The organism is Pantoea sp. X-Soil-TKNS-1280 (assembly GCF_059730475.1).
Map to the genome: position 1 here is coordinate 104,537 of NZ_AP035965.1, position 22,866 is coordinate 127,402.

21 protein-coding genes are annotated in these 22,866 nt (G+C 45.8%); 4 read left to right on the forward strand and 17 right to left on the reverse strand.

The annotated features are described in order from the left end of the window. Nucleotides 1-11: 11 nt before the first annotated feature. The 3 genes from AC6I8X_RS25700 to AC6I8X_RS25710 all read right to left on the reverse strand — a co-directional run bounded on the left by AC6I8X_RS25700 (nucleotide 12) and on the right by AC6I8X_RS25710 (nucleotide 3,256). Nucleotides 12-1,163 (reverse strand): uroporphyrinogen decarboxylase/cobalamine-independent methonine synthase family protein, encoded by a 1,152-nt coding sequence (locus tag AC6I8X_RS25700; RefSeq protein WP_497841886.1) that lies wholly within the window; start codon nucleotides 1,161-1,163, stop codon nucleotides 12-14. 431 nt (nucleotides 1,164-1,594) lie between these two features. After that, nucleotides 1,595-2,044 carry an NUDIX hydrolase gene (locus tag AC6I8X_RS25705; protein WP_497841887.1) on the reverse strand — a complete coding sequence of 150 codons (450 nt, stop codon included), beginning with the start codon at nucleotides 2,042-2,044 and terminating at the stop codon, nucleotides 1,595-1,597. Nucleotides 2,045-2,185: 141 nt separating this feature from the next. Then, nucleotides 2,186-3,256: an LA_2272 family surface repeat-containing protein gene (locus tag AC6I8X_RS25710; protein WP_497841888.1), complete on the reverse strand. Its 1,071-nt coding sequence runs from the start codon at nucleotides 3,254-3,256 to the stop codon at nucleotides 2,186-2,188. A 1,019-nt stretch (nucleotides 3,257-4,275) separates the two neighbouring features. Here AC6I8X_RS25710 and AC6I8X_RS25715 point away from each other — a divergent pair. Then, nucleotides 4,276-5,181, forward strand: coding sequence for a helix-turn-helix domain-containing protein (locus AC6I8X_RS25715; RefSeq protein WP_313682661.1), 906 nt, complete (start codon nucleotides 4,276-4,278; stop codon nucleotides 5,179-5,181). A 54-nt stretch (nucleotides 5,182-5,235) separates the two neighbouring features. On the opposite strand, the gene AC6I8X_RS25720 is transcribed toward AC6I8X_RS25715, so the two are convergent. The 8 genes from AC6I8X_RS25720 to AC6I8X_RS25755 all read right to left on the reverse strand — a co-directional run bounded on the left by AC6I8X_RS25720 (nucleotide 5,236) and on the right by AC6I8X_RS25755 (nucleotide 13,123). After that, a complete protein-coding gene (locus tag AC6I8X_RS25720; RefSeq protein ID WP_313682663.1) occupies nucleotides 5,236-5,994 on the reverse strand; it encodes an aspartyl/asparaginyl beta-hydroxylase domain-containing protein in 759 nt (252 codons plus the stop codon). A 345-nt stretch (nucleotides 5,995-6,339) separates the two neighbouring features. Next, the gene (gene lptG / locus AC6I8X_RS25725; protein ID WP_313682723.1) at nucleotides 6,340-7,419 is read right to left on the reverse strand and encodes an LPS export ABC transporter permease LptG; all 1,080 of its coding nucleotides are present in this window, start codon (nucleotides 7,417-7,419) and stop codon (nucleotides 6,340-6,342) included. Next, the gene (gene lptF, locus AC6I8X_RS25730; protein WP_313682665.1) at nucleotides 7,416-8,486 is read right to left on the reverse strand and encodes an LPS export ABC transporter permease LptF; all 1,071 of its coding nucleotides are present in this window, start codon (nucleotides 8,484-8,486) and stop codon (nucleotides 7,416-7,418) included. The genes lptG and lptF overlap by 4 nt, the downstream gene beginning before the upstream one ends. 19 nt (nucleotides 8,487-8,505) lie before the next feature. Next, nucleotides 8,506-9,069 carry a YtfJ family protein gene (locus AC6I8X_RS25735; RefSeq protein WP_313682667.1) on the reverse strand — a complete coding sequence of 188 codons (564 nt, stop codon included), beginning with the start codon at nucleotides 9,067-9,069 and terminating at the stop codon, nucleotides 8,506-8,508. 41 nt (nucleotides 9,070-9,110) lie between these two features. Continuing rightward, nucleotides 9,111-9,947: a hypothetical protein gene (locus tag AC6I8X_RS25740; RefSeq protein WP_313682669.1), complete on the reverse strand. Its 837-nt coding sequence runs from the start codon at nucleotides 9,945-9,947 to the stop codon at nucleotides 9,111-9,113. Beyond that, nucleotides 9,944-11,281, reverse strand: a complete 1,338-nt coding sequence (locus tag AC6I8X_RS25745) for a lipopolysaccharide biosynthesis protein (RefSeq protein WP_313682671.1) — start codon at nucleotides 11,279-11,281, stop codon at nucleotides 9,944-9,946. Before AC6I8X_RS25745 ends, AC6I8X_RS25740 begins: the two co-directional genes overlap by 4 nt. 308 nt (nucleotides 11,282-11,589) lie before the next feature. Beyond that, nucleotides 11,590-12,366 (reverse strand): nucleoside/nucleotide kinase family protein, encoded by a 777-nt coding sequence (locus AC6I8X_RS25750; protein ID WP_313682673.1) that lies wholly within the window; start codon nucleotides 12,364-12,366, stop codon nucleotides 11,590-11,592. Between the two features lie 31 nt (nucleotides 12,367-12,397). Beyond that, nucleotides 12,398-13,123, reverse strand: coding sequence for a nucleoside/nucleotide kinase family protein (locus AC6I8X_RS25755; protein WP_497841889.1), 726 nt, complete (start codon nucleotides 13,121-13,123; stop codon nucleotides 12,398-12,400). A gap of 330 nt (nucleotides 13,124-13,453) precedes the next feature. Here AC6I8X_RS25755 and AC6I8X_RS25760 point away from each other — a divergent pair, with 330 nt between their 5' ends. After that, a complete protein-coding gene (locus tag AC6I8X_RS25760) occupies nucleotides 13,454-14,185 on the forward strand; it encodes a dTMP kinase (RefSeq protein ID WP_313682677.1) in 732 nt (243 codons plus the stop codon). Nucleotides 14,186-14,264: 79 nt separating this feature from the next. Here the strand turns inward: AC6I8X_RS25760 and spt are convergent, their stop codons facing one another. Genes spt through AC6I8X_RS25780 form a run of 4 tightly spaced genes read right to left on the reverse strand, consistent with a single transcriptional unit; the run spans nucleotide 14,265 to nucleotide 18,352 of the window. Then, entirely contained in the window at nucleotides 14,265-15,437 is a 1,173-nt protein-coding gene (spt, locus tag AC6I8X_RS25765) for a serine palmitoyltransferase (RefSeq protein WP_497841890.1), read from the reverse strand. Then, nucleotides 15,424-15,684 carry an acyl carrier protein gene (locus AC6I8X_RS25770; protein ID WP_208719070.1) on the reverse strand — a complete coding sequence of 87 codons (261 nt, stop codon included), beginning with the start codon at nucleotides 15,682-15,684 and terminating at the stop codon, nucleotides 15,424-15,426. The genes spt and AC6I8X_RS25770 overlap by 14 nt, the downstream gene beginning before the upstream one ends. Before the next feature lie 20 nt (nucleotides 15,685-15,704). Continuing rightward, nucleotides 15,705-16,619, reverse strand: coding sequence for an NAD-dependent epimerase/dehydratase family protein (locus AC6I8X_RS25775; RefSeq protein WP_497841891.1), 915 nt, complete (start codon nucleotides 16,617-16,619; stop codon nucleotides 15,705-15,707). Further along, nucleotides 16,616-18,352, reverse strand: coding sequence for a fatty acyl-AMP ligase (locus AC6I8X_RS25780; protein WP_497841892.1), 1,737 nt, complete (start codon nucleotides 18,350-18,352; stop codon nucleotides 16,616-16,618). Before AC6I8X_RS25780 ends, AC6I8X_RS25775 begins: the two co-directional genes overlap by 4 nt. A gap of 740 nt (nucleotides 18,353-19,092) precedes the next feature. On the opposite strand from AC6I8X_RS25780, the gene AC6I8X_RS25785 reads away from it, so the two are divergent. Continuing rightward, nucleotides 19,093-20,217, forward strand: coding sequence for an N-acetyltransferase (locus AC6I8X_RS25785; protein WP_313682688.1), 1,125 nt, complete (start codon nucleotides 19,093-19,095; stop codon nucleotides 20,215-20,217). A 118-nt stretch (nucleotides 20,218-20,335) separates the two neighbouring features. Continuing rightward, nucleotides 20,336-20,698, forward strand: coding sequence for a diacylglycerol kinase (locus AC6I8X_RS25790; RefSeq protein ID WP_084879746.1), 363 nt, complete (start codon nucleotides 20,336-20,338; stop codon nucleotides 20,696-20,698). 278 nt (nucleotides 20,699-20,976) lie between these two features. Here AC6I8X_RS25790 and AC6I8X_RS25795 read toward each other — a convergent pair whose 3' ends face one another. Together AC6I8X_RS25795 and curA are read right to left on the reverse strand one after the other, a co-directional pair. Next, complete coding sequence (locus tag AC6I8X_RS25795) at nucleotides 20,977-21,600, reverse strand: NUDIX hydrolase (protein WP_497841893.1); 624 nt, start codon at nucleotides 21,598-21,600, stop codon at nucleotides 20,977-20,979. Nucleotides 21,601-21,773: 173 nt separating this feature from the next. After that, a complete protein-coding gene (gene curA / locus AC6I8X_RS25800) occupies nucleotides 21,774-22,808 on the reverse strand; it encodes an NADPH-dependent curcumin/dihydrocurcumin reductase (protein WP_313682695.1) in 1,035 nt (344 codons plus the stop codon). Nucleotides 22,809-22,866 lie beyond the last annotated feature (58 nt).

Here is a 22,866-nt window from a genome sequence, read left to right on the forward strand (position 1 = left end):
AGAGAGGATGCTTATTTACTCCACAGTTTCCGGCTGGCGATATCCGCACCGGCACGCATCGCGCGGAATTTCTCACGCACTACGGTTGGGTGTACTTCAGGCTTATAAGTAGCCTGAGAGGAGAAACCACAATCCGCACCAGCGACCACATTCTCTTTGCCTACCCGGTCAGCAAAACGAATCAAACGCTCCGCGATCAGCTCAGGATGCTCAACGGTATTGCTGGCGTGGCAAATCACACCGGGGATCAGGTATTTTCCTTGTGGCAGTTTCACCTCTTCCCAGATGTGGTACTCATGCTCGTGACGCACGTTGCCTGCTTCAAAGGAATAACCCGACACGTTAATGTTCAACATATAACGCACGAACTCGATAAAGGGAACGTCGTGGATACGTGGACCTTCGTTGATGCTGTAGCAGGTGTGATAACGGATCTTGTCAGCTGGAATGCCGCGCAGAGCATGATTAAGGATATCGACGTACTCATTGGCTTTAGCAATGATCTGCGCGTTATTCAGGTGTGGGTCAGCAAACAGGTCAGGAAGGAAAGGATCGTCGATTTGCAGAGAAAAACCGGCATCAATGATCGCTTGATATTCCACGCGCAATGCTTCAGCCACTGCCGAGAGATAATCCCCCTCCCGTTCATAAAACTCGTTGGTGCCAACACCGGTTGGTGCCACAGAGGGGACAAATGCCCCAAAGGCATTGGCAGCCAGTGCGGCATCTTTCAGGTTAACCAGATCGCGTTGTAATTGCGCCACACCGTGGTAGGAAATCGGACCGGTACAGGCGACAGGAACGAAGGGTACCAGGTTGCCACCCAGCATCGCTTCGCCAAAATACTGTTTATAGTATTCCGGGAAGGCATTCACTTCAGCGTCAAAAGCAGCATAACCCTGGCCCGGACGTGGCTCAAAACCCGCAATACGATCGCGCACGTAGGCAAAGAAGCCCACTTTTGACATTTCACCATCAGCAACGATATCGATGCCATCAGTAACCTGCTGCTGCACAGATGCAAACACCGCGTCTCGGATCTCTTTTTCCAGTTCGGTACCCTTATCTGCGCCCTGAATATTTGCTTTCATGATATCGAGAAGCTTAACCGGGCGGGCGAGGCTGCCGACGTGAGTGGTTAAAATGCGGTTTTCAGCTGACACGTTGTTCTCCCTGAGGGATGTGGGTTTGCAGATGGATGGGTGAGCAAAGGGCTATCATCCTTTATTAGTAGCCTTACCTGAATACAAAACCGATTACATGTCAAACTAATCATTAGGATGATTATGTTTTCGCTACATATTTGGCCAAAGTCATCAGCCGATTCATAAAGCGCTCGGTATTCATGATCGTCCTGCGATGGCTACGGTGGATCAGGTCGAGATATAGCCCGCCAGCTCAGTATGGTGCTCTTGAATTTAGTCATGAAGGGAAAACGAAAGTCTATCCAGCTGTTGAGAAAATGGGCGACTTTGCAACGTTCGGCAACTATCTCTACATGGTAGAGGGCAATAAGGTCGTTAAATATAATCTGGATGTAAAAACAAAATAAACTCACGCTCTCCAGCCCTACAGGGCTGGAGATTCTGTTCAATTATCTCTTCTGCTCCAGGTAATGGCAGATATAGATACGGTATTCCTCATTCATATCTGAGGGTAAATCTTTTGGTGCAAAAAAAGCGAGTTCCTGACCTTCCTCCGGGTCATTGATCATCTCTCCTGACCAGTCACTGGTCCAGAAAAGAGATGTGATCACGTTGATTTCATCCTTATTAGGGAGCGTAAAGGTGTATTCCGGCCCCGAGAAAACACCAAGTAGAACAAGATTACGGACAGCCAGATTGGTTTCTTCCCTGACTTCGCGTATCGCAGTCTGTTCCAGAGACTCTCCCGGCTCCAGAAGTCCTCCGGGAAGCCCCCAGGTCCCATCCCGGCGCAGTTGCAGAAGAATATGTTGACGTGAGTCAGTAATAATGACATTCGATCCGGCCAGTAAAAGAAGACGGTGACCAACCAGGCTTCGCATCTGCTGCACATAATTCATATCTGGCTCTCCACTGAGGTCGGGAATTGGCTCTGGTAGTGATACTGATTAGTTCGCTCATTCATCATATGAGTGGATTGCAACAGCTTGATTGCTGAAACGCCTGAGCACAATCATGCCCAGGCGCATTCAGAATATCGTTTAGAAGCTGCGATGGAAGTTCACCAGCGGCAACACAGGAATAGCTGCGTTGGTTGCCACGTTGATAAGACCAATCTGCAAACCTTCGAGATCTTTCGTGGTGTTGATTAAACCAAACTGGAAGGTGGTTCTGTCAGCGTAGTTGATGGCACCGATATCCGCGGTACTGGACTGCGAGAAGTTGATGCCGCCGAGGTTAAGACCATCAACATTTTTGGCGACGTTAATACCGCCCAGGTTGAGGCCTGTAACATCGCCGGTGAAGTTAAATCCACCCAGGTTGAAACCTGCTACATTGCCCATCACGTTGACCGCACCGATATTTGCCCCGGTCACATTATGAGTACGGTTAATGGCAGCGATGTTTAATCCGGTCATATCTTCTGACCAGTTGAAGGCTGCAATGTTAGCCCCGACAACATTCTGTGATTTATTAACCGCAGCAATATTCAGGCCGGTAATGTCACCCTCACTCCAGTTCGCTACCGCGCCGACATTCAGTCCGGTCACATCACGTGTGTGGTTGGCAACGCTGATATTGGCACCTGTGGTTTTGCCCTCGGTCCAGTTGAATGGGCTGATGTTCAGACCACGAATATTACCCTGGCTATAGTTGGCAATGCCGGCAAGATTGAACCCGTCCACATCCCTGGTCATATTGGCAAGACCCAGATTGAAACCGGTTACGTTTTCAGTGCGGCTGTACAGCCCAATATTTGCACCATTGAGGTCACCAACCTGGTTGGCGAGGCCGATATTCAGACCATTGTCTTGACCACCGTGCCAGTTAAAAAGGCCGATCGCAGTACCGTTCATTCCATTGCGAATATGAGAACCTGCGGCTGCACCAATCTGCAATCCGTTCAGATGGTCAAGTTCGGAATAGCCAAGAATCGGCAGGTCGAATCCATTTACTGTGCCAGTATCACTGTACAAAAAAGACCCATGGAAACCATTCACAGTGCGATCATTTGGCACATTACCAAACGAGGATACTTGCACAGGCGCTGCCTGGCTTATGCCAGCAAATAAAATTGTAGATAATGCCAATGCTATTCTTGATGTTTTCATAATTACTTTCTCTTATTAACTGTTCACAACTAAGATCGACTAAAAATAGCGTTCTGATAGCAGTTTATTGGTGATTAAATAAACAAATAATCCTTGCTTGTATTATTATAATGACTGCTGAATTTCATTATTGGCTTACCGAAATGTGCTTAACTCACTGCGGTGCGTAATTTTATTAAAATGTCGCAACCTGTAAATAAGCACAATGTGAATAGATCAGCATGATTTAATAAAAATTAAAGAAGAATTTTGGATGGCAGGGTGATAATTGTGCAGAGATAGGTTGAGTGGATAGTGAGAAAATAATATTAAACAATATGGATTTAAAGCAGGAGAGGAGTCAGGTGCACTGAGTAATAAGCGTGGTGGTAAGGAGTGGGCAATGATGAGAGTATCGGAGGGATGCATTCAGAATCATTGCACGGGGTTATCACTCAGTGCAGAATGAAAGTATCAAAATAGAATGGAAAGAAATTGCCAATTAATGCGATTAGCTAAGGTGTCAGGCAGAAGGGAAAATTCCTGGCGCATTATAACCTGAACCGCGCAAGAATAATTTCTGACCAGCAAACGAGAAAGCATGAACTTATGTAGGGAAATTTTTTAGTATTTGATGCGATTTTCCGGATAAGCAGGTGAAAAGTCTAAAACTTGCCGTTGTTTTAACTTATTGAAATATTTATATTTTCTTTGTGAAGATAAAATGCAGATGATTGATAAATGGACTTTTTTATACAAATTCCCCCATTAACCAATTGAAAAAATGATTAAATATTAAATATATACAAATTGACAAACAAATTAACACTTTGCTGACAGATAGATTGATTTGTTCCGGGAGAAACGTAAAATGCATTTTATACAGTCACAATAAAAATGATGATATTAGAAAATACCTTTTAAATAATGAATCAACTGTATTCGTAGTGAATTGAATAAAAACTATAACAGTAAAATTTGAAAATCAACTGATTATCTTCAGCGCATTATTTTTGTGCATTATTGTGGTGGTAAGGATTATGAGACAATACAAGATTATCGATTCGCTGCTAGTCTGGATTGAGGATAACCTGACTCAGCCGTTGTCAATTGACCACGTTGCAGAGAAATCGGGGTATTCAAAATGGCATTTGCAACGGATGTTCAAACAGGTGACGGGTGAGAATGTGGGGTCTTACGTGAGAAGCCGTCAGCTATCCAAATCTGCCATTGCGCTGAGATTGACCAGCCGGTCAATTTTAGATATCTCCGATATGTATCAGTTCGATTCACAACAATCTTTTACCCGGGCATTTAAGAATCAATTCGGAGAGACCCCTGCGCGTTATCGTCGTGCTGAGGATTGGGATGCTCAGGGAATCAAACCACCGATCGTGCTGGAAGATGAAAAACTACCACCGGTATCATTCGTGGAGTTGGACGAATTCAGGATCTATGCGGTGACGGGGAAGTATCACAGCACTCTGGATACGTATTCTCACTCCCGCCGGGTGATACGTGAAAAACTCTGGCAGGAGCTTATTGATAGAAATCGCACGCTGCCAGGTATTATTTATGGTGTTGATAAAGTCATGCCTGGACTGAGCACTTATGATGAACAGATATTGTTCTATGGTATTGGTATGCTCAGAGAGGATATGGACGCATCCTATGACAGATATGATGAGATTGCGGTTGAAAAAGGGCTCTATGCTCAATTTGGCTACTATGGTAAATGTTCAGAGTTTCAGGATTTTATTCTAAAACTGTATCATACCAGCTTGCCAACATTAGGATTGATACGGCGGCGAGGTATGGATGTTGAGAGATACTATACCGACCAAAACAGAAAGTCTTCTGAACTGCCAGATATGATCTTTTGTGACTATCTCATCCCGGTGCGTCAGCATGACCAGGAAACGTTTATATCATCAGAACAGATATAAACGAATTATCTAATCAGCGCATGCATGGCATGCGCTCAAGTTCTACGTATTCATTTAGCTTTTATCTGTATTACGATTCCAGTTAGCCAGATTTTTTAACGGCTGCCTGACGTAAGGGCTGGCTTTAATCAGGCTGAATAGAATTTTATTCACCCATGAACCCGTTCTGTCCATCGGCCTATCAACATCCAGGAACAACACGGCTCTCAGTTCATCGGTATCATTGCGAACTTCATGCTCATAGGAGTCATCAAAGATGATGACCTTCCCTTCTTCCCAATGCAGTATTTGGTCATCGACCCTGATCCATAATTTTTCGTGATCGGCAGGGACTTTTAAACCTAAATGTACCCGGACTACTGCGCGGGTAGGACCTTTATGTGGAATGATGTGGTAATGCGGCTTCAAAATAGAAAACATTGCGGTGCGCATATTGGGGATGGCGCTAATCGCAGCAGTAGTTTGAGGACATAATTCACAGTTAGCATCTACGCGTTCACCATAAACATATAAACCAAATGTTTTCCAGTTATCACCTTTTGAGATGCGTTTCTGATCGGGTGATATTTGGTGAAATGATGGTATTTTTTCTGGGTTTTTCAGTAAATAATCTAACTCTTCACGAATTAGCGGCCATGCTGCTTCAAGTTGTTCTACCCAGGGAAATTCAGAATTATTAATTTGGGGTGTGGTTGAGATTAAAGAATGTTTTGACTGAAATTCATTGTTCCAGCGTAAAATTTTCTTCCCTGCTTTAACAACTATTTTTCGCAGAGAGGAAGTGCTCCGCTGTTGAGCCGGTAAAGTTGACATGTACCCTCCATTTTAAATGCATTACGCAGGTATAGACATGGATGGGGATTTCGATCCCACCAATCATGATGTTATTAGATCCAAGTGATTAATATTCCCTTACAGAAGGGAAACAGAATGATTTCATAGACACTTTACAATAAAAATCATTCTGATTTTTTATCAAATAAAGCCTTAATGAGTGAAGGATAAGGTGTTTTGTTCATAGGAAGGACAGATTTATTTTGTTTAAACTGCAATTAGACAGAGTATGCATAGCGTAAATAAAAAGAATCTCACAAAAAAGTGAAATTCTTTCATTAATGCTGCTCTGAATAGTGTTTGTTCAACAACTAAAATGATGGATTAATGCTGTTGATCAAAACGATAGACCAATCCTAATGCGGCAATTAACCATACAACGGGCAGAGCCAGGGCTGTAAGCACGGCATTGATAGAGAATAACAAGCCTAAATTGAGCGTGATTTGATAGCTTATATAGGTCAGCAGGCCAACAATCACCGCTATCGCTAATCTGCTCCCCATGCCCGGTGAACGGGGATTGCTAAAAGTAAAGGGAACAGCCAGCAAAATCATCGCCAGAATCAAAATGGGTCGCCCCAGTTTCTGCCACAGTGCAATCTGGAACTCTTCGCTGGGCTGTCCGGTATTCTTCAGATAACGAATGTAACGCTGCAGTTGTGGAATAGAAAAACTCTCACCCGGCATAGTTAACTCAGTCAGACTCATCCCATCGAAAATCGGCGACCACGGCATACTCTCTTGGGTTTGCGTCGTTTCTGCTCCCTCTTTCCAGTCTTTCAGATTAACGTTGTGAAGCATCCACATGCCGTTGCTCTGAATAGTTGCATTCTCAGCGTAAATATAGGACTCCAGCGACAGGTCCGGTTTATAGTGGAATATCTCAACGCCGACAGGTTGCTGATGTTCATCTAATGCTTTGACCGTCACGTATTCATCGTATTTTCGTGCCCATAAGGCATTGACGGAACTATCAGTCTGGCCTGAATGGGCGATGGCTGCACGCTTCAGTTGCAATGCCTGCTGTTGTAAAGGTGAAGCGGCCCATTCATCTAATGCACCCAGTGACAGTGTCAGGAAGATGCCAGAACATAAAACAATCATCGCGATGCGAAAGATGGACAGGCCCGCAGATCGAATCGCGGTTAATTCCAGACTTTTAGACAGTTGTCCAAGCCCGACGATGCCACCCAGCAGCGCAATAAAAGGCCCTAAATCGATCAATGTCCTTGGCAGCGTCATTAACACCACCATCAGTGCCTGTGACCAGCGATACCCGCCCGTACTGACGTCTTCGAGTTCGTTGATGAGATTGAAGGTACTGAAAAGAGGGATTAATAATCCAGCAGCGGCGGCAAAGCCGATGAAAACATTGCGTATCAGATAGCGACTAAAAATTTTCATCGAAAAAATCTCTTCAACAGAGACAGTTCGTGAGCAATAAACAGCAAGACAACAATCAGCATGATGAAAGGAACCACCCATAACCCAGGCATGGCGGGCAGGGAGTTATTAGAGACCAGGGTGCGAGTCAGGTTGCCACCATAATAAATAGCTGTGAACATCATCGTCAGCGGAAGCAGGGTGGAAAAACGACCCTGTCGGGGTTTAATTTTACTGAGAAAGATGGCAAGGAAAGCCATCAGAACCGCAGTAATACCACGGCTTTGCCGCCATTGTAATTCCGCAGTATCACCGGGGTCCGAAGAGCGGGCTAACTCAGCCACCGAAGCCGATTTACGGCGAACTTCTATATCCTGGATAATGGGTTTAAGGTCCATCTTCAGATTATTAAAAGTCTGTCTTTTATCAAAGGTCCCGGTGCGATCCAGAACATATGAGGTACCGGATCGTAGCAGCACGGAAGGGCTTGATGGCGAAGGGTCAATAACATCGACAGAATGTGCCCGATAGACGCTGGTATTACCACCAGAGTTGGTATAAATCAGTGCATCGGTCAAATGATTTTCATCTTTGTTGATGCGCGAAGCCAGCACCATTCTTCCGTCATCGCTGGTATTAAACTTATTTGCCTGAAAATGACTGACATCCAGTTCAGACTGCGATTGTTGTTCCAGTTGATAAATTTTGGCATAGGCCCAGGGTCTGCCATACAAAGACAGGACCGTCACCAGAATGCCTAAGGGAATCGCAAGAACCAGAACGGAATTATAGATTTTGGTTGGCGCTGCACCCGCAGCAAATAAAGCGGTAATTTCTGAATCAGAATAAAGCTGTCCCAACGCAACAGCGATGGAGACATATAAACCAATAGGCAGGAGCATCTCTAATGCTATGATTACCTTATAGAAGACGACATCAAACACCACGCCTAAAGCCAGTGTCCCGTTCGCCGCTTCAGTCAGATAACGTTGCGAAGAATAACAGGCAAACATGAAGATTAGAAAACCGACAATGATCATCACTAATCGACCAATTTCAGCGATGATGTAGCGTTCAATCAGGTACATAAACGATGGAAATCTCCTGTTATTTGTCTTCTTCAATCAATTGACCCAGCAGATTGATCACATGATTCACTTCTTCAGGGCTTAATGCACCATCTTTTGCCCATTGAACATGGCCATTCTTATCCAGCACAATGATCGTTGAACTCTCTTCCGGAAGACCCCATGCTTTGCGTGCTAATCCGTCACTATCGACAATAAATTGCGCCCACGGATAGTGTCTCTTATTTTTTTCTATTTTACCGCGTACGAAGAAACCCGAGCCTGGAATGGCATCGTCAGTGTTGACAATTGTTGTTGGCTGAAATCGATCTTCAGGAAATTCGGCATCTTTAACGGCTGTTATCAGCATGGAGTTTTTCTTCTTGGCAGAAGTACGCCCCGCAATATACTGAATGACGCGAACTTTTCCGGCAAGTTCGGCGCTATCCCAGCGCTGATAACTGAAGTCTGAGTCGTCAAACAATAATTCGCCACGGTCAGTAATGTTGACCCTGGGGACTGATTGACCATAGACAAAGTTATGGGCTGACACAAAGAAGGGACACCCAAGAAGTATAATGGCAATTAATCTTCGTAACATCATTGAGTATCCCGTCTTGACCTGAACATCACTGGCCTGAAACATTACATTGGGTAACTGGTGAGCAGCACTTCCAGACGCTGACGAATATCAACATCTAACGCAGCTGGCTCATCATAGGATCTTTTCCCAGACAGTTTATCCGCCACCATCTCATCATGCTTGTCTCCCATTAACCCATTGATTGCGGCAAGAAAGCGGGACATCTGAAAGGCTTCAGCGTTATCCGGGTCAATCGACCTGAGGGTGTCGTAAAACGAAACTTGCTGGCTAACAATTTTACGAACATCATGAAATTGTTTTCCGGTTAATCTGGCATTAGCGACCAGTTCGCGCAGGGCACGCATTTGTTCCTGGCGATAGGTAATAAAACCTTGCTCAGTCTCCAGCTGGATATGACGCAGAGAATAACGTACTAACCACCACACCGGCTTGCTCAGGAAGATACGTAAGATAAAACCATAATATTTCAGATTGGCTTTATTCCCATTACGAAATGCGTCCTGGAAATGGCCCAGCATAACCGTGGTGATATGGAAAAGGCGTCCTGACTCATGCGCTTTGCTGTACAGACGCTGGGCGAAACGTAAATGCTTATAACGTGCGCGAATGTATTTATAGCGCATGCGCACGGTCGTTGATAAGTCAGGGTTTGCCAGAAAAGCATCGACCAGACCTGTCAGTTCCTGGCGTGTAAAACCGTCCTCCCAGAACTGAAGACATAGCGCATAGTTATTGCGGATTTTGTCCGGAGAACATTGCAGATCGATCATTTGTGGCAAACTGATATTGCTATCAACAATGTCATCTTCCTCAACCGCAGTGAAGAGCAGGTCAATGGTTTCAGCGGAGAATTTTGTCATCGGGTTATCGTCAATCATGTATTACTCTCTCTGGGGAGATTAAACCCCAGCGAATAGCGTTTACGGTAAGCGCTTAATGTTGGAATAAGGGACGAAAGAACATCTAAGCATTGCCCACCAAAGTAGGCGAAAGCTGCTCCCTGAACGCCAAAAATATGAGAAAGCACAACTAAAAGAACTATATACGAGGCTGAGGCAAGCGTCTGTGCGATAAGGAAGGCACGTTGCTTTCCTGCCATAAACAACAGCGATTCCTGAGGGAATCCCAGCATGGAAACGATAATGGCACCCAGCATAATCTGGATTAGATCGTACGCTTCCAGATATTTGTATCCAAACACAAATGAGATTAATGGCTTACCAACAGCCACAACTAACAGTGCCACGGCAATGCCAATGGCACCGGCTAACAAAGCAGAACGCAGTCCAAGTAACCAGGGTTTATTGGTTCGCGGATCTAAACGCATGATTTCCGGGTAGAAACTTTTTTCCATCAATTTTGCTGGCGTGCCGGTAGCATCAAAGAACGTCATCGCAATTTTGAATAATCCGGCTGCAGCTGGCCCTAAAACCACCCCTACCAGTACCGTACTACAGGAGTTTCGTGCAGCCCAAATGGTGTGGGCAAAATTGGTCGTCCAGACGAAATTCCACGCACCTTCGATACGACGTGCTGCTGAAAAGAGTTCCGGCTTCAGGGCGTTGTGAATATCTCTGCGTTTTAACTCACGGCCGGCAAACCACCAGAATAAAGAGCCACCGATTAAGTTTGCGGCATACCAACTAATAACGAATCCGGGAAATCCCAAATTGAAATAATAAGAAATGACACTACCGAGAGCCTGGAGGAATGGCTTGATAGCCTGCTGGACCGCAATAAGGTCAAAGCGATTAAAAGCACGCAAAATACCGGTTGGCGTGGATGAAGTCATCGACGGAATTAATGTGCAATAAAGAATGGCAAGCCAGAAACTTTTTTCGTCTAATCCCAAAGCCTGTGACAGGAAAGGTAAAAGTGCCATCCCACCGATAATGGCAATAACACTACTGGCGATATCCAGGCCGAACGAAAACTTAATGACATCCTTAAAACGCTGGGTGTTATTGTGTTCAAGTGCAGGCGTACCAAATTGCACTACAAATTGCCAGGTCTGGAACTTGATAAAGTCACTGACAGCTTTGGTGTAGGCCTGAATGACGACCAGCACACCAAACATCTCCGGGGACATGCCTTTACCGGCGCAGGAAAGGGCGAGCAAACCGAGCAATGCACTCGCTACACTGCCGGAACCAAGATATGCAGCGTTACGGAGGATGGTACGAAACGCGCCATCGGTAAACCAATGTTTCATGGTAAAAATCCAGTCGAACTCACCACATCTGTTATCATTCGCCAGGCGGGGACAGATCCGCTTTGCATGTATATCAGACATCAGTCTGAACAGGGTGGAGCGTGAATATATTCTATTTAGATAACAATGAAACCAGCATCGCCATGTTGCTGCGGGCGAACCCTGAACCATTAACTAAATAACCTCATAATGTTCGCCAGTGTTGATTTGTGCGAACAATAAATCAAGGTGTACATAACCTGTCAAAATACACCTTTTTACCTTGCTGCTTTTGCTAATGCATGCTCTTTTAACACTAGCATTTCATCTTATGTTTCTGGTGCATTAACATTATAAATATTTACATCTTTGCGATCAGATGCGACTGCGGTAGCAGAAATAGCTTTCATCGCTTTTTCAAGGACTTCTTTATAAGGTAAACGTGAATCGATTTCCAGGATACGAGAACCGTTATAACGTAATTTCACCATGGAAGCGATTTTATCCTGCAACTCTTCATAGCTATGGTCAGGTTTTCTGGAATAAGCAGTTTCGACATCAATATCAAGGCGAATAATAAGCTCAGGGCGATATTGTGCCATCTCCTGATATAAACGTTCCTCACTTTCCGCCAGGCGTTTTATCAACTTGCTTTTCGCTCGTTCAACACCAATACCTGGACCATCATAATAAAATCCTGATATTTCTGCCTGGGGATAACGATCGCTTATCACCAGTACACCGCTTTCAGCCAGTCGGCGAACTTTACGCAGATTAGAAGCTCGCCATAGCGAAAATCCGTACATGATCAACGCGGCCCAGAGAGCAGGAGATTTATTACTCATGCGCTGAGTTTTATCAGATTTCGCCGCCAGACGACGTTCAAGCCATACGCCTAAAATAGGCAGGCGTTTAATTTGATCGCCTTGTTCGCCTGAGATTAATCCTAAATAGCGTCGCTCTGTGACCCATTGCTTTTTTAGGTTTTTGACTAAATCAGCAGTGAGGGTGGATTTTCCCGTCCCGTCGCTGCCTACGACTGCAATCAATCCGGCAATATAGGGGACAGATTTTTTACTCGCTATGTCTGATTTATCTGTTTGCATATTATTCAAAATTTAAATGATATCAGGGGAGCTAAACATTTTTCGATTTGAGTAAATCCTGCACCGCACGTATTGACTCATCAAGAATCTTACTTGCCGGTTCTCTGCCATCCAAATCGAGTATGTTTGCACCGTTAAAATTCAGTTGTGGGATAACAGCAATTTTTTCGCGCAAAGCGTTAATATCGTGATCGGGTTTGCGGGAATAGGCTGTTTTCACATCAATGTCTAGTCTTATCAATAGCATGGGCTTATACGATGCCATCCACTGATAAAGTTTTTCCTCTCGCTTTCTTAACGCACGTACCCAGCGATTGCCGCCAACCGTTTTTGCCAGCTGAGGACCATCGAAACGAAACCCGGCAACTTCAGCCTGAGGATAGCGATCGGTAATCAACAATTGACCCCGGCGGGATTTTTTTAACATCCGTTTGAATTTAAAAACACGCCAGCAAGACAGTAAGAAAATCACCAGCGTGGTGGCATTACCGGGGGGTGTTGAGGGTTTCTCATGAACACGGTCTGATTTTTTTAATAAATAGCGACCAAAAGGCCCACCGATAATTGGCAGATCACTGATCCATTCCCCGATTCGCCCTGATGACTGACCAAGATAAAGTAATTCAGCGGGTTCCTGCGATGCCAGTTGTTCAACCAGACTGGCAGCCAGCGTCGATTTTCCAGAACCATCGCATCCGGTTATCGCGATAACGCGCACTGGGTCGAGATTAGGAAAAGGGCTTATCTGATGGCTCACAATAATAAATCCAATCTTAAAGAAACTATTGTATTCTATTTCTGATTAGGTTCAAAATGATTATCCAGTCTGCATGCTAATAATTTTTCATCGCCCTTATGCTGAGTTCGGTTTTCGTATTCAAGTCTTCTTATTTTGTGCTGATTAAGCCTATGTTTTGTCTGAACATGCTGCTGAAAAATATTACTGACTTCCAGATTTCGACAAAGCGATCGTTGCTTAGTCTTTAGTGCTTTTTATAAGGGATTATCTCAGGATTTGCTTTTACAGACAGGCGACTTTTTACTCCGGAAATGGTATATTTTTTAGGTCTTACAAGAGAGTTTAAACATGAATTCAGAGCATTCTTCACCGCTTATTGCGGTTATTGGTAGTGATGGTTCTGGGAAGTCTACTGTCTGTGATCATCTTCTCACCTATCTGCAAAATTATGGACCTGCCGTCCGGGTTCATCTCGGTAAACAAGCTGGCAATGTCGGGCGGGCCGCCGCTCAGCTTCCGGTGATTGGCAGCATGATCGGCAGGAAAATCGAGCAGAATACAAAAAAAGTACGATCCAAAAAAGGTCGCATGAAGATGCTGCCTTCGCTCGTCATATCCTTTTTCGTTATCAGGCGATTATTACGTTTTCGTCGTATGCTGGCTTTTCGCAAACAAGGATTAATTGTTCTCACCGATCGCTTCCCGCAGGCGCAAATTCCTGGTGCGTACGATGGCCCGGCTTTTCCTGAAAATAAGGAAAGTAATCATTTTATTAAATGGCTGGCGAGACGAGAAAAGCAGGCATTTCGGTGGATGGCTGACCATAAACCTGATCTGGTCATTAAGTTAAATGTTGATCTTGAAGTCGCCTGTGCACGAAAACCCGATCATAGTCCGGAAGCACTGGCCCGGAAAACGCTCACCACGTCGCTACTTAATTTTGAAGGGGCGAAAATTGTGGATATTGATGCGAACCGTCCGCTTGATGAAGTTTTACCCGCAGTTGAGAAAGCGGTGGCAGCATTTATGAAAGATCATGGTTACGTTTATATGGACAGTGCAAGTTCTGTCACGACTTAATAATAACCAGAGAACATCATTATATATTGAATAGCGCCGTTTAACGGCGCTATTTTTTATCACTCATTGTCAGACTGATTTATTTTTTTAATGCAGCAAAAGCCTGAACGATGGTATCGATATCTTTATCGCTGTGTGCAGCATTAACACTACAACGTAACAAGGTGATACCCGCGGGTGCTGCAGGGGGTAATACCAGATTGACATAAACCCCATGAGCGATCAGTTCACGCCAGAAACGCAGGCCATCTTCTTTTGATCCAATCATTACCGGAACCACCGGGCTAATGCGTGGACCCAATTCATACCCCAATTCGGCCAGGCCATGATAAAGGCGATGCGCATTACTCCACAGTTTTTCCCGTAATTCAGGATGTTGCGCAATGTTCTTTAAAGATGAACGGACCGAGGCAATGATCGATGGCGAGGGTGACGCAGTGAAAATATAAGGGCGGCTGCTGTAGCGCAGAACCTCCATCTCTTTATTACCGACGGCGAAACCACCGATTGAAGCCAGGCTTTTACTGAAAGTCCCGAGGATAATATCGACATCCTGTTCAACCCCCAGTTCTTCTGCCAGACCACGGCCATTGGCACCCATCACCCCAAATGAATGGGCCTCATCCACTAACAGGTAGCCACCCAGGCGTCGTTTGATATCGACAATTTCCACCAGCGGAGCCACATCACCCAGCATGCTATAGATGCCTTCGACAATGATCAGTGCTTCTTTGGCGCGATCGCCCAGACGGACCATGCGACGCTCAAGATCTTTTGCATCGTTATGACGGAAGCGGATAATTTCTGCGCCGCCCAGCGCACAGGCATCATAGATACTGGCGTGGCTGTCCGCGTCAATCAACACCACGGAACCTGGGGTCGCGAGGGTGCTGATTACACCGAGGTTTGCGGTGTAACCGGTTGAAAACACGATAGCAGTAGGGCGATCAAAATACTCAGCGAGTTCCTGCTCCAGCTTCAGGTGTGAACCGTAGCTGCCATTTGCCATACGAGAACCTGTGGTCCCGGTACCCTGAGCGGCTAATGCTGCCTGACCAGCGGCAATGGCCTCGGCATTGAAAGTCAGGCCAAGATAGTTGTTGGTACCGGCCAGCACGATCTTCTGGTTGCCAATACGTCCTTCGGTCGCTGAATAGATTTCATCAATGCAGGTGCCAAAGGGATTCAGGCCAGATGTCTGAAATTGTTCCCGCTCGCCGGCCAGGCGGGCAAATTTATCATACAGACCCATTAGCTTTCTCCAGATGTGGCAGCAGAGCGACCAGCAGTTGTTCAGGTGTTCTGACATCCAGCAGGATATTGATCGGGATGGAAATATCGTATTCATCCTCCAGCATCATCAGCAGGTCGAGAACACGAATCGACTCCAGTCCAAGATCATTGACCAGGTCACTATCCGGTTTAACTTCAATTCCACCTTCGACCATGCTTTGCAGGCATTCGAGGATGTAACTCATTACGGCGTCACGATTTAACATAGGAACTCAACTTAAGCTGTTTAAAACTGACCTTCACGCAACGCGCGTTCAAGGCTTATTTTAGGAAACCAATTAATTTGTTCAGATAAGAATTTATTGCTGGCAGACCAGTCAGGATGCGTCAGTTCACGTATCTTGCTGTGGGTAAGCATGGGTTCTTTTTTTGCTATGCGATTCAGCAAAATAGACAGGTCAGCCAGGGTATTCAGCAACGGCAGGGGAATCCCGACTAACCGCACCGGCCCATTACGTACTGATGCCCCGATTTGTTGCAGGCGCGTCCAGTTATAGCCTTCAGCAACACCATCACAGAGTTCGTAAATCTGGCTCTGCGGCGTTGGGGTTAGTAACCATTGGCTGACGGCTTCTGCTAAATCAGCAACATGAATAAATGAAAGCTTCGCCTCTGCAGCACCAAGGCGGGGAAGCACCCCACGCAGCAGCCAGCTGAATAACGGCTTCAGCTCTTTATCACCCGGGCCGTATACGGCGGTCGGACGAAATATGCCGAGAGAAATCGCTGAACTCATGCTGGTCAGTTGCTGTTCGGCAACATATTTAGAATTTGCATACCAGGAGAGTTCAGGGTGGCGGGCTGCCAGTGAGGACATGAAAAGGAAACGCTTACAGCTGCCACTTTTCAGCGCAGCCTGCATAAGATTCAGGCTGCCTGTGACGTTACAACTCAGAAAAGTTTCTTCCGCATGTCCACGCACCTGACCGGCACAGTGGACGATAGACTCCGCACCACTGACCAGTTCATCTAAAGCACACTGGTCTTCGAGAGACCCGGTAACCCAGGTCAATTTTTCTTCCGGGGCTTTCAGGTCCGAACGGGTCAACGCCCGCACATGAAAACCGTGAGACAGTAAATTGCGCACGATATGTGTACCAATAAATCCCGTCGCGCCCGTTACTGCCACCGTGCCTGTCATTGTGCTAAACCTGCCAGTTGTCCCGGCATACCCAGCAATTCGGCCAGATAACGCTTCTTCGCTTCCGCGCGAGCTGGCTTACCCGATGACGTGCGGGGAATGCTATGTGGCGGCAGCAACTCAATATTCGCGGTCACACCAAATTCACTCTGGATGCGCCCGGTCAGTGAATGAACAATTTGTTCACGGCGCTCTTCTGACGAGACACGGCATTGAATCTGCAAAATAATTTTTGCACCTTCATCATGCTCGTCAGTCACAAAGGCGATGGCATCTCCTGAGCGAATTTCTGGTTCGGACTCAGCAACATATTCAATATCCTGCGGCCAGATATTACGACCACGAATGATAATCAGGTCTTTTTTGCGTCCGGTAACAAACAGGTTGCCATCGAGCAGATAACCCAAGTCACCGGTATCCATCCAGCCCGTGGCGTTAATCTGTTCCTGCGACGCTTTATCGCGGAAATAGCCACTCATCAGGCTGGGGCCTGAGATGAAAATGTGACCAACCTGGCGTTCCGGCAGATGTACACCTGCCTCGTTGCGAATCTCGATACGGTGACCAGGAAGTGCCTTGCCGCAATTGACAAAGGATGAGACGGCACGGGTATTTTTCCCCGGGGTCACAGCTTTGCCCTGATATTCAAGAATATCGCGATCCACCTGATCTACGGGTGCACTGGTGGCTTCATCGAAGAAGCTTACCGCCAGCGTGTTTTCTGCCAGGCCGTAGCAGGGCATAAACGCTTTGCGGTCAAAATTGATTTGGCTGAAATGCTCACTGAATTGATTCAGCAACTCTGCCGGAATCGGCTCAGCGCCCATGCCCGCAACACGCCAGCTTGAGAGATCCAGCTCCGCCAGCTCTTTTTCATTGCTGCGACGTAAACATAAATCGTAACCAAAGGGTGGGGCGACAGAGACAGTACCGCGGTTTTTACTGATGAGCTTCAGCCATTGCATCGGGCGCATCGCAAAGTCTTGAGTGCGCAGATAATCAACGGATAACTGGGTGGCTACCGGAGTCAGCAGGAAGCCGACCAGGCCCATGTCATGGTAGAAAGGCAGCCATGATACGCACCGATCTCCCGCCCGCAGTTTGATGCCATCGTGGCTAATAACCTGCAGGTTAGCCATCACGGAACGTTGCCGGATGATAACGCCACGCGGAAAACGTGTACTGCCCGACGTATATTGCAGGTAGGCAATGTCGTCCGGTTGAGGGAGCGACAATTCGACATCCTTCTCTGCCAGGGCGTGGAAATCTTCATCGCTAAGGATATGAGGCGGTGGTGCATCCATGGCGGCAGACTTAATCAACGGTACCCATTCTTCACTGCTGATAATGGCCGCTGGATTACAGCTACTGATTAAGCCCTGTAGTTTGGTGATATATGAAGCACGTTGCCCCACTCCCATAGGAATGGCTAAGGGAACTGCTACTAAGCCAGCATATTGACATGCAAAAAAAGCTTCCACAAAACCCACACTGGTTTCAGCGATAAGCGCGATGCGATCGCCTTTGCTGAGATTCAGTGATAACAGGCGTCGTGCTCCTGCCATTGCACGTTGTTTAAGTGTGCGATAGTCAAGAGAGGCAATCAGTTGGTTGCGGCGATCGTAGAAGTTCATTCCTGTACTTCCCTGTGCAGCATAATCCAGCGCTTCCACCAGAGAGGGGAAGTCGGCATAACGCATGGGAAGAGAATGAGTGGAACTTGTTTCAGACATATACAAATTAGCCATAGATTCAAAATCACAAAAACAATAACAACCTGCGGTGTCGATGTTATTCGTTTTAATGTGAGTGTGTTTTAGAAAAAATGTTACTCAACCACGTAAACTTCACATACAGTGCTTTCGTCAGTTGGAGTGTCTCCGTGACGACAGGCGGGATTGATTAACTGTCTTGAATGCGAAGCCTTGCACTGAAGCTGTTTAATTAGTAACTCTTCGTCGGGCGCAATATTGTTCTGCAACTGTGCGCAGGCAATTGGCAATTGGCAGCGTCTTTGACGAAGACATTGAGTAATTTTCGCTTCAGGCAAACTTAATCCAGCATGTTATTATCCATATCTAAACGTATCCTAAACAGGATGCCCGAACGATTTCAAAAGTAAATACTTCATTTAGCCGAATGGTGATGAAAAGCATAAACTGTCAAAAAAATGTAAAGGACAGGCGTGATAAAGCCATTTGACTTAACTTGCTGTTTTTCTGTCTGAAAAATGGCACAAAATAATAAAAGCATCATTTGTTTAACACTAATGTGCCTTTTTCTGGCAATAATTCTTATTGCTCTGAAAAGAGGCTGATGCCGTTTTCAGCCTGAGACGTTTCCTCCTGATTCGTCGGCTATCGATTTTTCTTATATCTAAAAGTTAAGCAGGGTGTGAGATAAAGCTATCTCAAGGCGGAGCATTCTTTATAATTTTGTTAATTTATAAATTCTTACATTTTTAAGGTTTTCTATGATTCGCATTGAGAAAGTTCAGGGAAAAAGTGAGCTTAAAAACTTCATCAATTTTCCATCCACTCTTTATCCTGATGACCCAAACTGGATTGAGCCGTTGTATCTGGAGCGTGAAGAGCATTTATCAAAAAAGAATCCAGGCACAGAACATATAGAATGGCAGGCCTGGGTAGCGAAAAAAGGTGATGAAGTTGTCGGACGGATCACCGCGCAAATCGATTCTTTACACCGTGATCTTTATGGTAACGACACCGGACATTTTGGCATGATCGATGCCATTGATGATCCTGAAGTATTTAGCGCGTTATTCGCTGCTGCTGAAGACTGGTTAAAGTCAAAAGGCGCATCAAAAATCACCGGGCCATTCAGTCTCAATATCAACCAGGAAAGTGGTTTGCTGATTGATGGATTCGATACGCCACCCTCAGCCCTGATGACGCATGGTAAACCTTACTATGCTGCGAACGTCGAGAATCAGGGATATGAGAAAGGCATCGACTTAATCGCTTACTGGATGAAGCGTACTGACCTTAATTTTTCACGTTCGCTCACCAAGCTCATGGGGCAGGTACGTGAAAAGGTAACAATTCGTTGTATTGATCGTAAGAAATTCGGCGAGGAAATGCAGGTTCTGCGCGAAATCTTCAACTCTGGCTGGCAGAACAACTGGGGTTTTGTTCCGTTCACTGAGCATGAATTCGCCACTATGGGAGACCAGCTGAAGTTTCTGGTGCCTGACGACATGATTTATATCGCTGAGGTCGATTCTGTTCCCTGCGCCTTTATCGTCGGCTTGCCCAATATCAATGAAGCAATCGAGGGATTGAATGGACGCTTACTGCCTTTTGGCTGGGCTAAATTGCTATGGCGTCTGAAAGTGAGCGGAGTACGTACGGCAAGGGTTCCTTTGATGGGCGTCCGCCAGGAATACCAGTTCAGCCGTATGGGGCCGATTATTGCGTTACTTTTGATTGAAGCGTTACGTGACCCGTTTGCGAAACGGAACATCGATGCTTTAGAGATGTCCTGGATTTTAGAAACCAATACAGGTATGCGCACAATCTTAGAAAAAATCGGTGCTGCGCCATACAAAACCTATCGTCTGTACGAAAAAGCACTCTGAAGTCAGGCTTCCCGCTTGACGGGTATGTAAAGCGGGAAGCAAAAAGTCACTAACAGATTAGCGGAGCGAAAGATATTCATCTGCGCTTTTCATTATTTCCGGGTATAAAAGATTAACTATGAATGCACATAATAAAGAGAAAGGTCTCCCGCGTTTCGTAAACAGCATACGTAACTCGTGGGATGGTCTTGTTGATGCCGTTCATACCGAAGATGCTTTTCAGCAGTTACTGCTGGCCACCTCAGCATTACTTGTGGTCGCGATGTCTTTAGACATTACAAAGATAGAAAGGGTGTTGTTAATCGCCAGCTGCTTTCTGATGTTAATAGTAGAATTACTGAATACGGCGATTGAAAGTGTTGTCGATCGTATCTCGCTTGAGTTGCATCCGCTTTCGAAGCGAGCAAAAGACTTAGGTGGGGCAGCACAGTTAGTGACCGTGGTGCTGGTCATCATTATCTGGTGTACTGTTCTCTTCTGATCTCTCCGTAGATAAAAAATACAGCCTGGCATGCCTGAAATAAAAGACAGGGTGCCAGGATGTCATCGCCTCGCGGGTATTTTTCATTCCCAGCTCGTCACTCATTCCAAAATACAAAAAAAAGTCCGGCTAGCGACCGGACAAAAGATACAATTGACTAGTTATCTTGTCTGGCAGATGAGTGCCAAACGCCAGTAATTTACCTGAAGTAAAAAATGATTGATTGACGTTTAGTGCACAAAATAGAGATTCTTTATCTTTCCCTGTTGGCATTTATTCTAATCGAAGTATGTCGGCATATTTGTGGTGGCTATATCGAAACTGACCTGAATCTGTTTTGGCACAATTCTGGTTAAAGAAAGATCAGGTAATTCGTCCAGAGCAAAAAAGCCAATATCAAGTGACTCATGGCTGATGGCGAGTTCGCCACCGGTTTCCTCACATAAGAATATCAGCTTATAAATATGCCAGGGATGCGGAGGGTGGCCGTGCTGGTTACGATCCCACACTCCCAATAGTTTGGTGACGTTGACGTTCAGACCCGTTTCTTCAAGCACTTCGCGGCAAACCGCCTGTGCCGGACTGTCTCCCACATCAGCCCATCCACCGGGAAGGCTCCATAGCCCATCATCAGATTCCCGGACCATCAGGATTTTATTCTCACGTATGATAAAAGCCCGCACATCCGTTTTAGGTGTGGCATAACCTTTTTCGGAAATATGCGTAATATCTTCCCTTGCTATATCAAAATTTGCCGAGAGTAGTTCAATGGCTATTTCCTGCAGTGCTTCGTAACGCTCTTTATCAAAGATATCCTTTGAATAAGTCAGACCAGACTGAGACAAAGCCAGAATCTTTTGTGCCGTATTGACTATATCGGTTTGTGACAGGTTTTTTGTCATATATCCGTCCGTTAACAACTTGAGCAGGTATGTCAGCTTAGCCTATCGTGGGCAACATGGTAACACAAGAGCGTATATTTATGTGACGTTGTCACGTAAGTTTGGCATCAGAGATAAAAAATACCACTCTGAAGTAAGCAGAGTGGTATATCACGCCAGAACAACAGGATTTATTATGGCTGCGTTACCTGAATGACGACCTTACCGAAATTTTTTCCTTTTAAGAGTTTTCGGAAAGCATCTGGGGCATTCTCAATACCGGTTATCAGTTCTTCGCGGTAGGCTATCTTGTTCTCTGATAACAGTTTTTGCATTTCTTTGGTGAAATAACCAAATTGATCGCCAAAGTCCTGAAAGATAATAAATCCTCTCATAGTAATTCGGCGCTTGATAAGACTCATCATGATATAGGGGGTACGATCAGGGCCATCGGGAAGATCCGTTGAGTTATAGCTGGCAATAAACCCACACACGGGAACCCTTGCAGCAGTATTCAGCAGAGGGAAAACAGCATCGAATACTTTACCGCCAACGTTCTCGAAATAAATATCGATACCCTGATGACAGGCGTCAGACAGTTCTTTCGCAAAATGGGGTGAGGTATGGTCAATGCAATGATCAAACCCCAGCGTTTCAACGGCGTAGCGACATTTTTCGGCACCTCCCGCGACGCCTACGACCTTACAGCCCCAGATTTTCCCGAGCTGACCTACAGTTGCGCCAACCGGCCCGGTTGCTGCGGCTACCACCAGCGTTTCGCCGGGTTTAGGTTTACCAATTTCAGACAAGCCCATAAAGGCGGTGAAGCCGGGCATACCCTGAATACCTAATGCGTAGGAAGGTTGCACAATGCCGTCATCCAGCTTTGTGACATGCTCGCCATTCGAAATGGAATAGGTCTGCCAGCCACCCTGATTCAGTACCCAGTCACCTTTATTAAAACCCGCAATGTTTGAAACTTCGACTCTTGATACGGTACCACCCACCATGACGTCGCCGATTTCAACGGCAGCGGCATAGGAAGGCCCTGCATCCATACGGCCACGCATGTAAGGGTCTAAAGAAAGATAGACGGTACGGAGTAACATCTCACCAGCCTGAGGGACTGGAATGGGGTTTTCCGTCAGCGCCAGAGTCTTGTCATCGGGTTCGCCATGAGGTCTGGATGCCAGCACCCAGGAAAGGTTTTTATCTGCGGTTACAGTCACTTTTATTCTCCACATTCGCTCATCTGTCTGACGGTTTTGAACCGTTTAGATAAGGACA

Coding starts and splice junctions, on each gene's coding strand:
- AC6I8X_RS25780 (WP_497841892.1), bottom strand. CDS start 18,352: ATGTCTGAAACAAGTTCCACTCATTCTCTTCCCATGCGTTATGCCGAC.
- AC6I8X_RS25715 (WP_313682661.1), top strand. CDS start 4,276: ATGAGACAATACAAGATTATCGATTCGCTGCTAGTCTGGATTGAGGAT.
- AC6I8X_RS25790 (WP_084879746.1), top strand. CDS start 20,336: ATGAATGCACATAATAAAGAGAAAGGTCTCCCGCGTTTCGTAAACAGC.
- AC6I8X_RS25785 (WP_313682688.1), top strand. CDS start 19,093: ATGATTCGCATTGAGAAAGTTCAGGGAAAAAGTGAGCTTAAAAACTTC.
- AC6I8X_RS25735 (WP_313682667.1), bottom strand. CDS start 9,069: ATGATGTTACGAAGATTAATTGCCATTATACTTCTTGGGTGTCCCTTC.
- AC6I8X_RS25795 (WP_497841893.1), bottom strand. CDS start 21,600: ATGACAAAAAACCTGTCACAAACCGATATAGTCAATACGGCACAAAAG.
- AC6I8X_RS25740 (WP_313682669.1), bottom strand. CDS start 9,947: ATGATTGACGATAACCCGATGACAAAATTCTCCGCTGAAACCATTGAC.
- AC6I8X_RS25770 (WP_208719070.1), bottom strand. CDS start 15,684: ATGTTAAATCGTGACGCCGTAATGAGTTACATCCTCGAATGCCTGCAA.
- lptF (WP_313682665.1), bottom strand. CDS start 8,486: ATGTACCTGATTGAACGCTACATCATCGCTGAAATTGGTCGATTAGTG.
- AC6I8X_RS25705 (WP_497841887.1), bottom strand. CDS start 2,044: ATGAATTATGTGCAGCAGATGCGAAGCCTGGTTGGTCACCGTCTTCTT.
- spt (WP_497841890.1), bottom strand. CDS start 15,437: ATGGGTCTGTATGATAAATTTGCCCGCCTGGCCGGCGAGCGGGAACAA.
- lptG (WP_313682723.1), bottom strand. CDS start 7,419: ATGAAAATTTTTAGTCGCTATCTGATACGCAATGTTTTCATCGGCTTT.
- AC6I8X_RS25745 (WP_313682671.1), bottom strand. CDS start 11,281: ATGAAACATTGGTTTACCGATGGCGCGTTTCGTACCATCCTCCGTAAC.
- AC6I8X_RS25710 (WP_497841888.1), bottom strand. CDS start 3,256: ATGAAAACATCAAGAATAGCATTGGCATTATCTACAATTTTATTTGCT.
- AC6I8X_RS25760 (WP_313682677.1), top strand. CDS start 13,454: ATGAATTCAGAGCATTCTTCACCGCTTATTGCGGTTATTGGTAGTGAT.
- AC6I8X_RS25775 (WP_497841891.1), bottom strand. CDS start 16,619: ATGACAGGCACGGTGGCAGTAACGGGCGCGACGGGATTTATTGGTACA.
- AC6I8X_RS25720 (WP_313682663.1), bottom strand. CDS start 5,994: ATGTCAACTTTACCGGCTCAACAGCGGAGCACTTCCTCTCTGCGAAAA.
- AC6I8X_RS25750 (WP_313682673.1), bottom strand. CDS start 12,366: ATGCAAACAGATAAATCAGACATAGCGAGTAAAAAATCTGTCCCCTAT.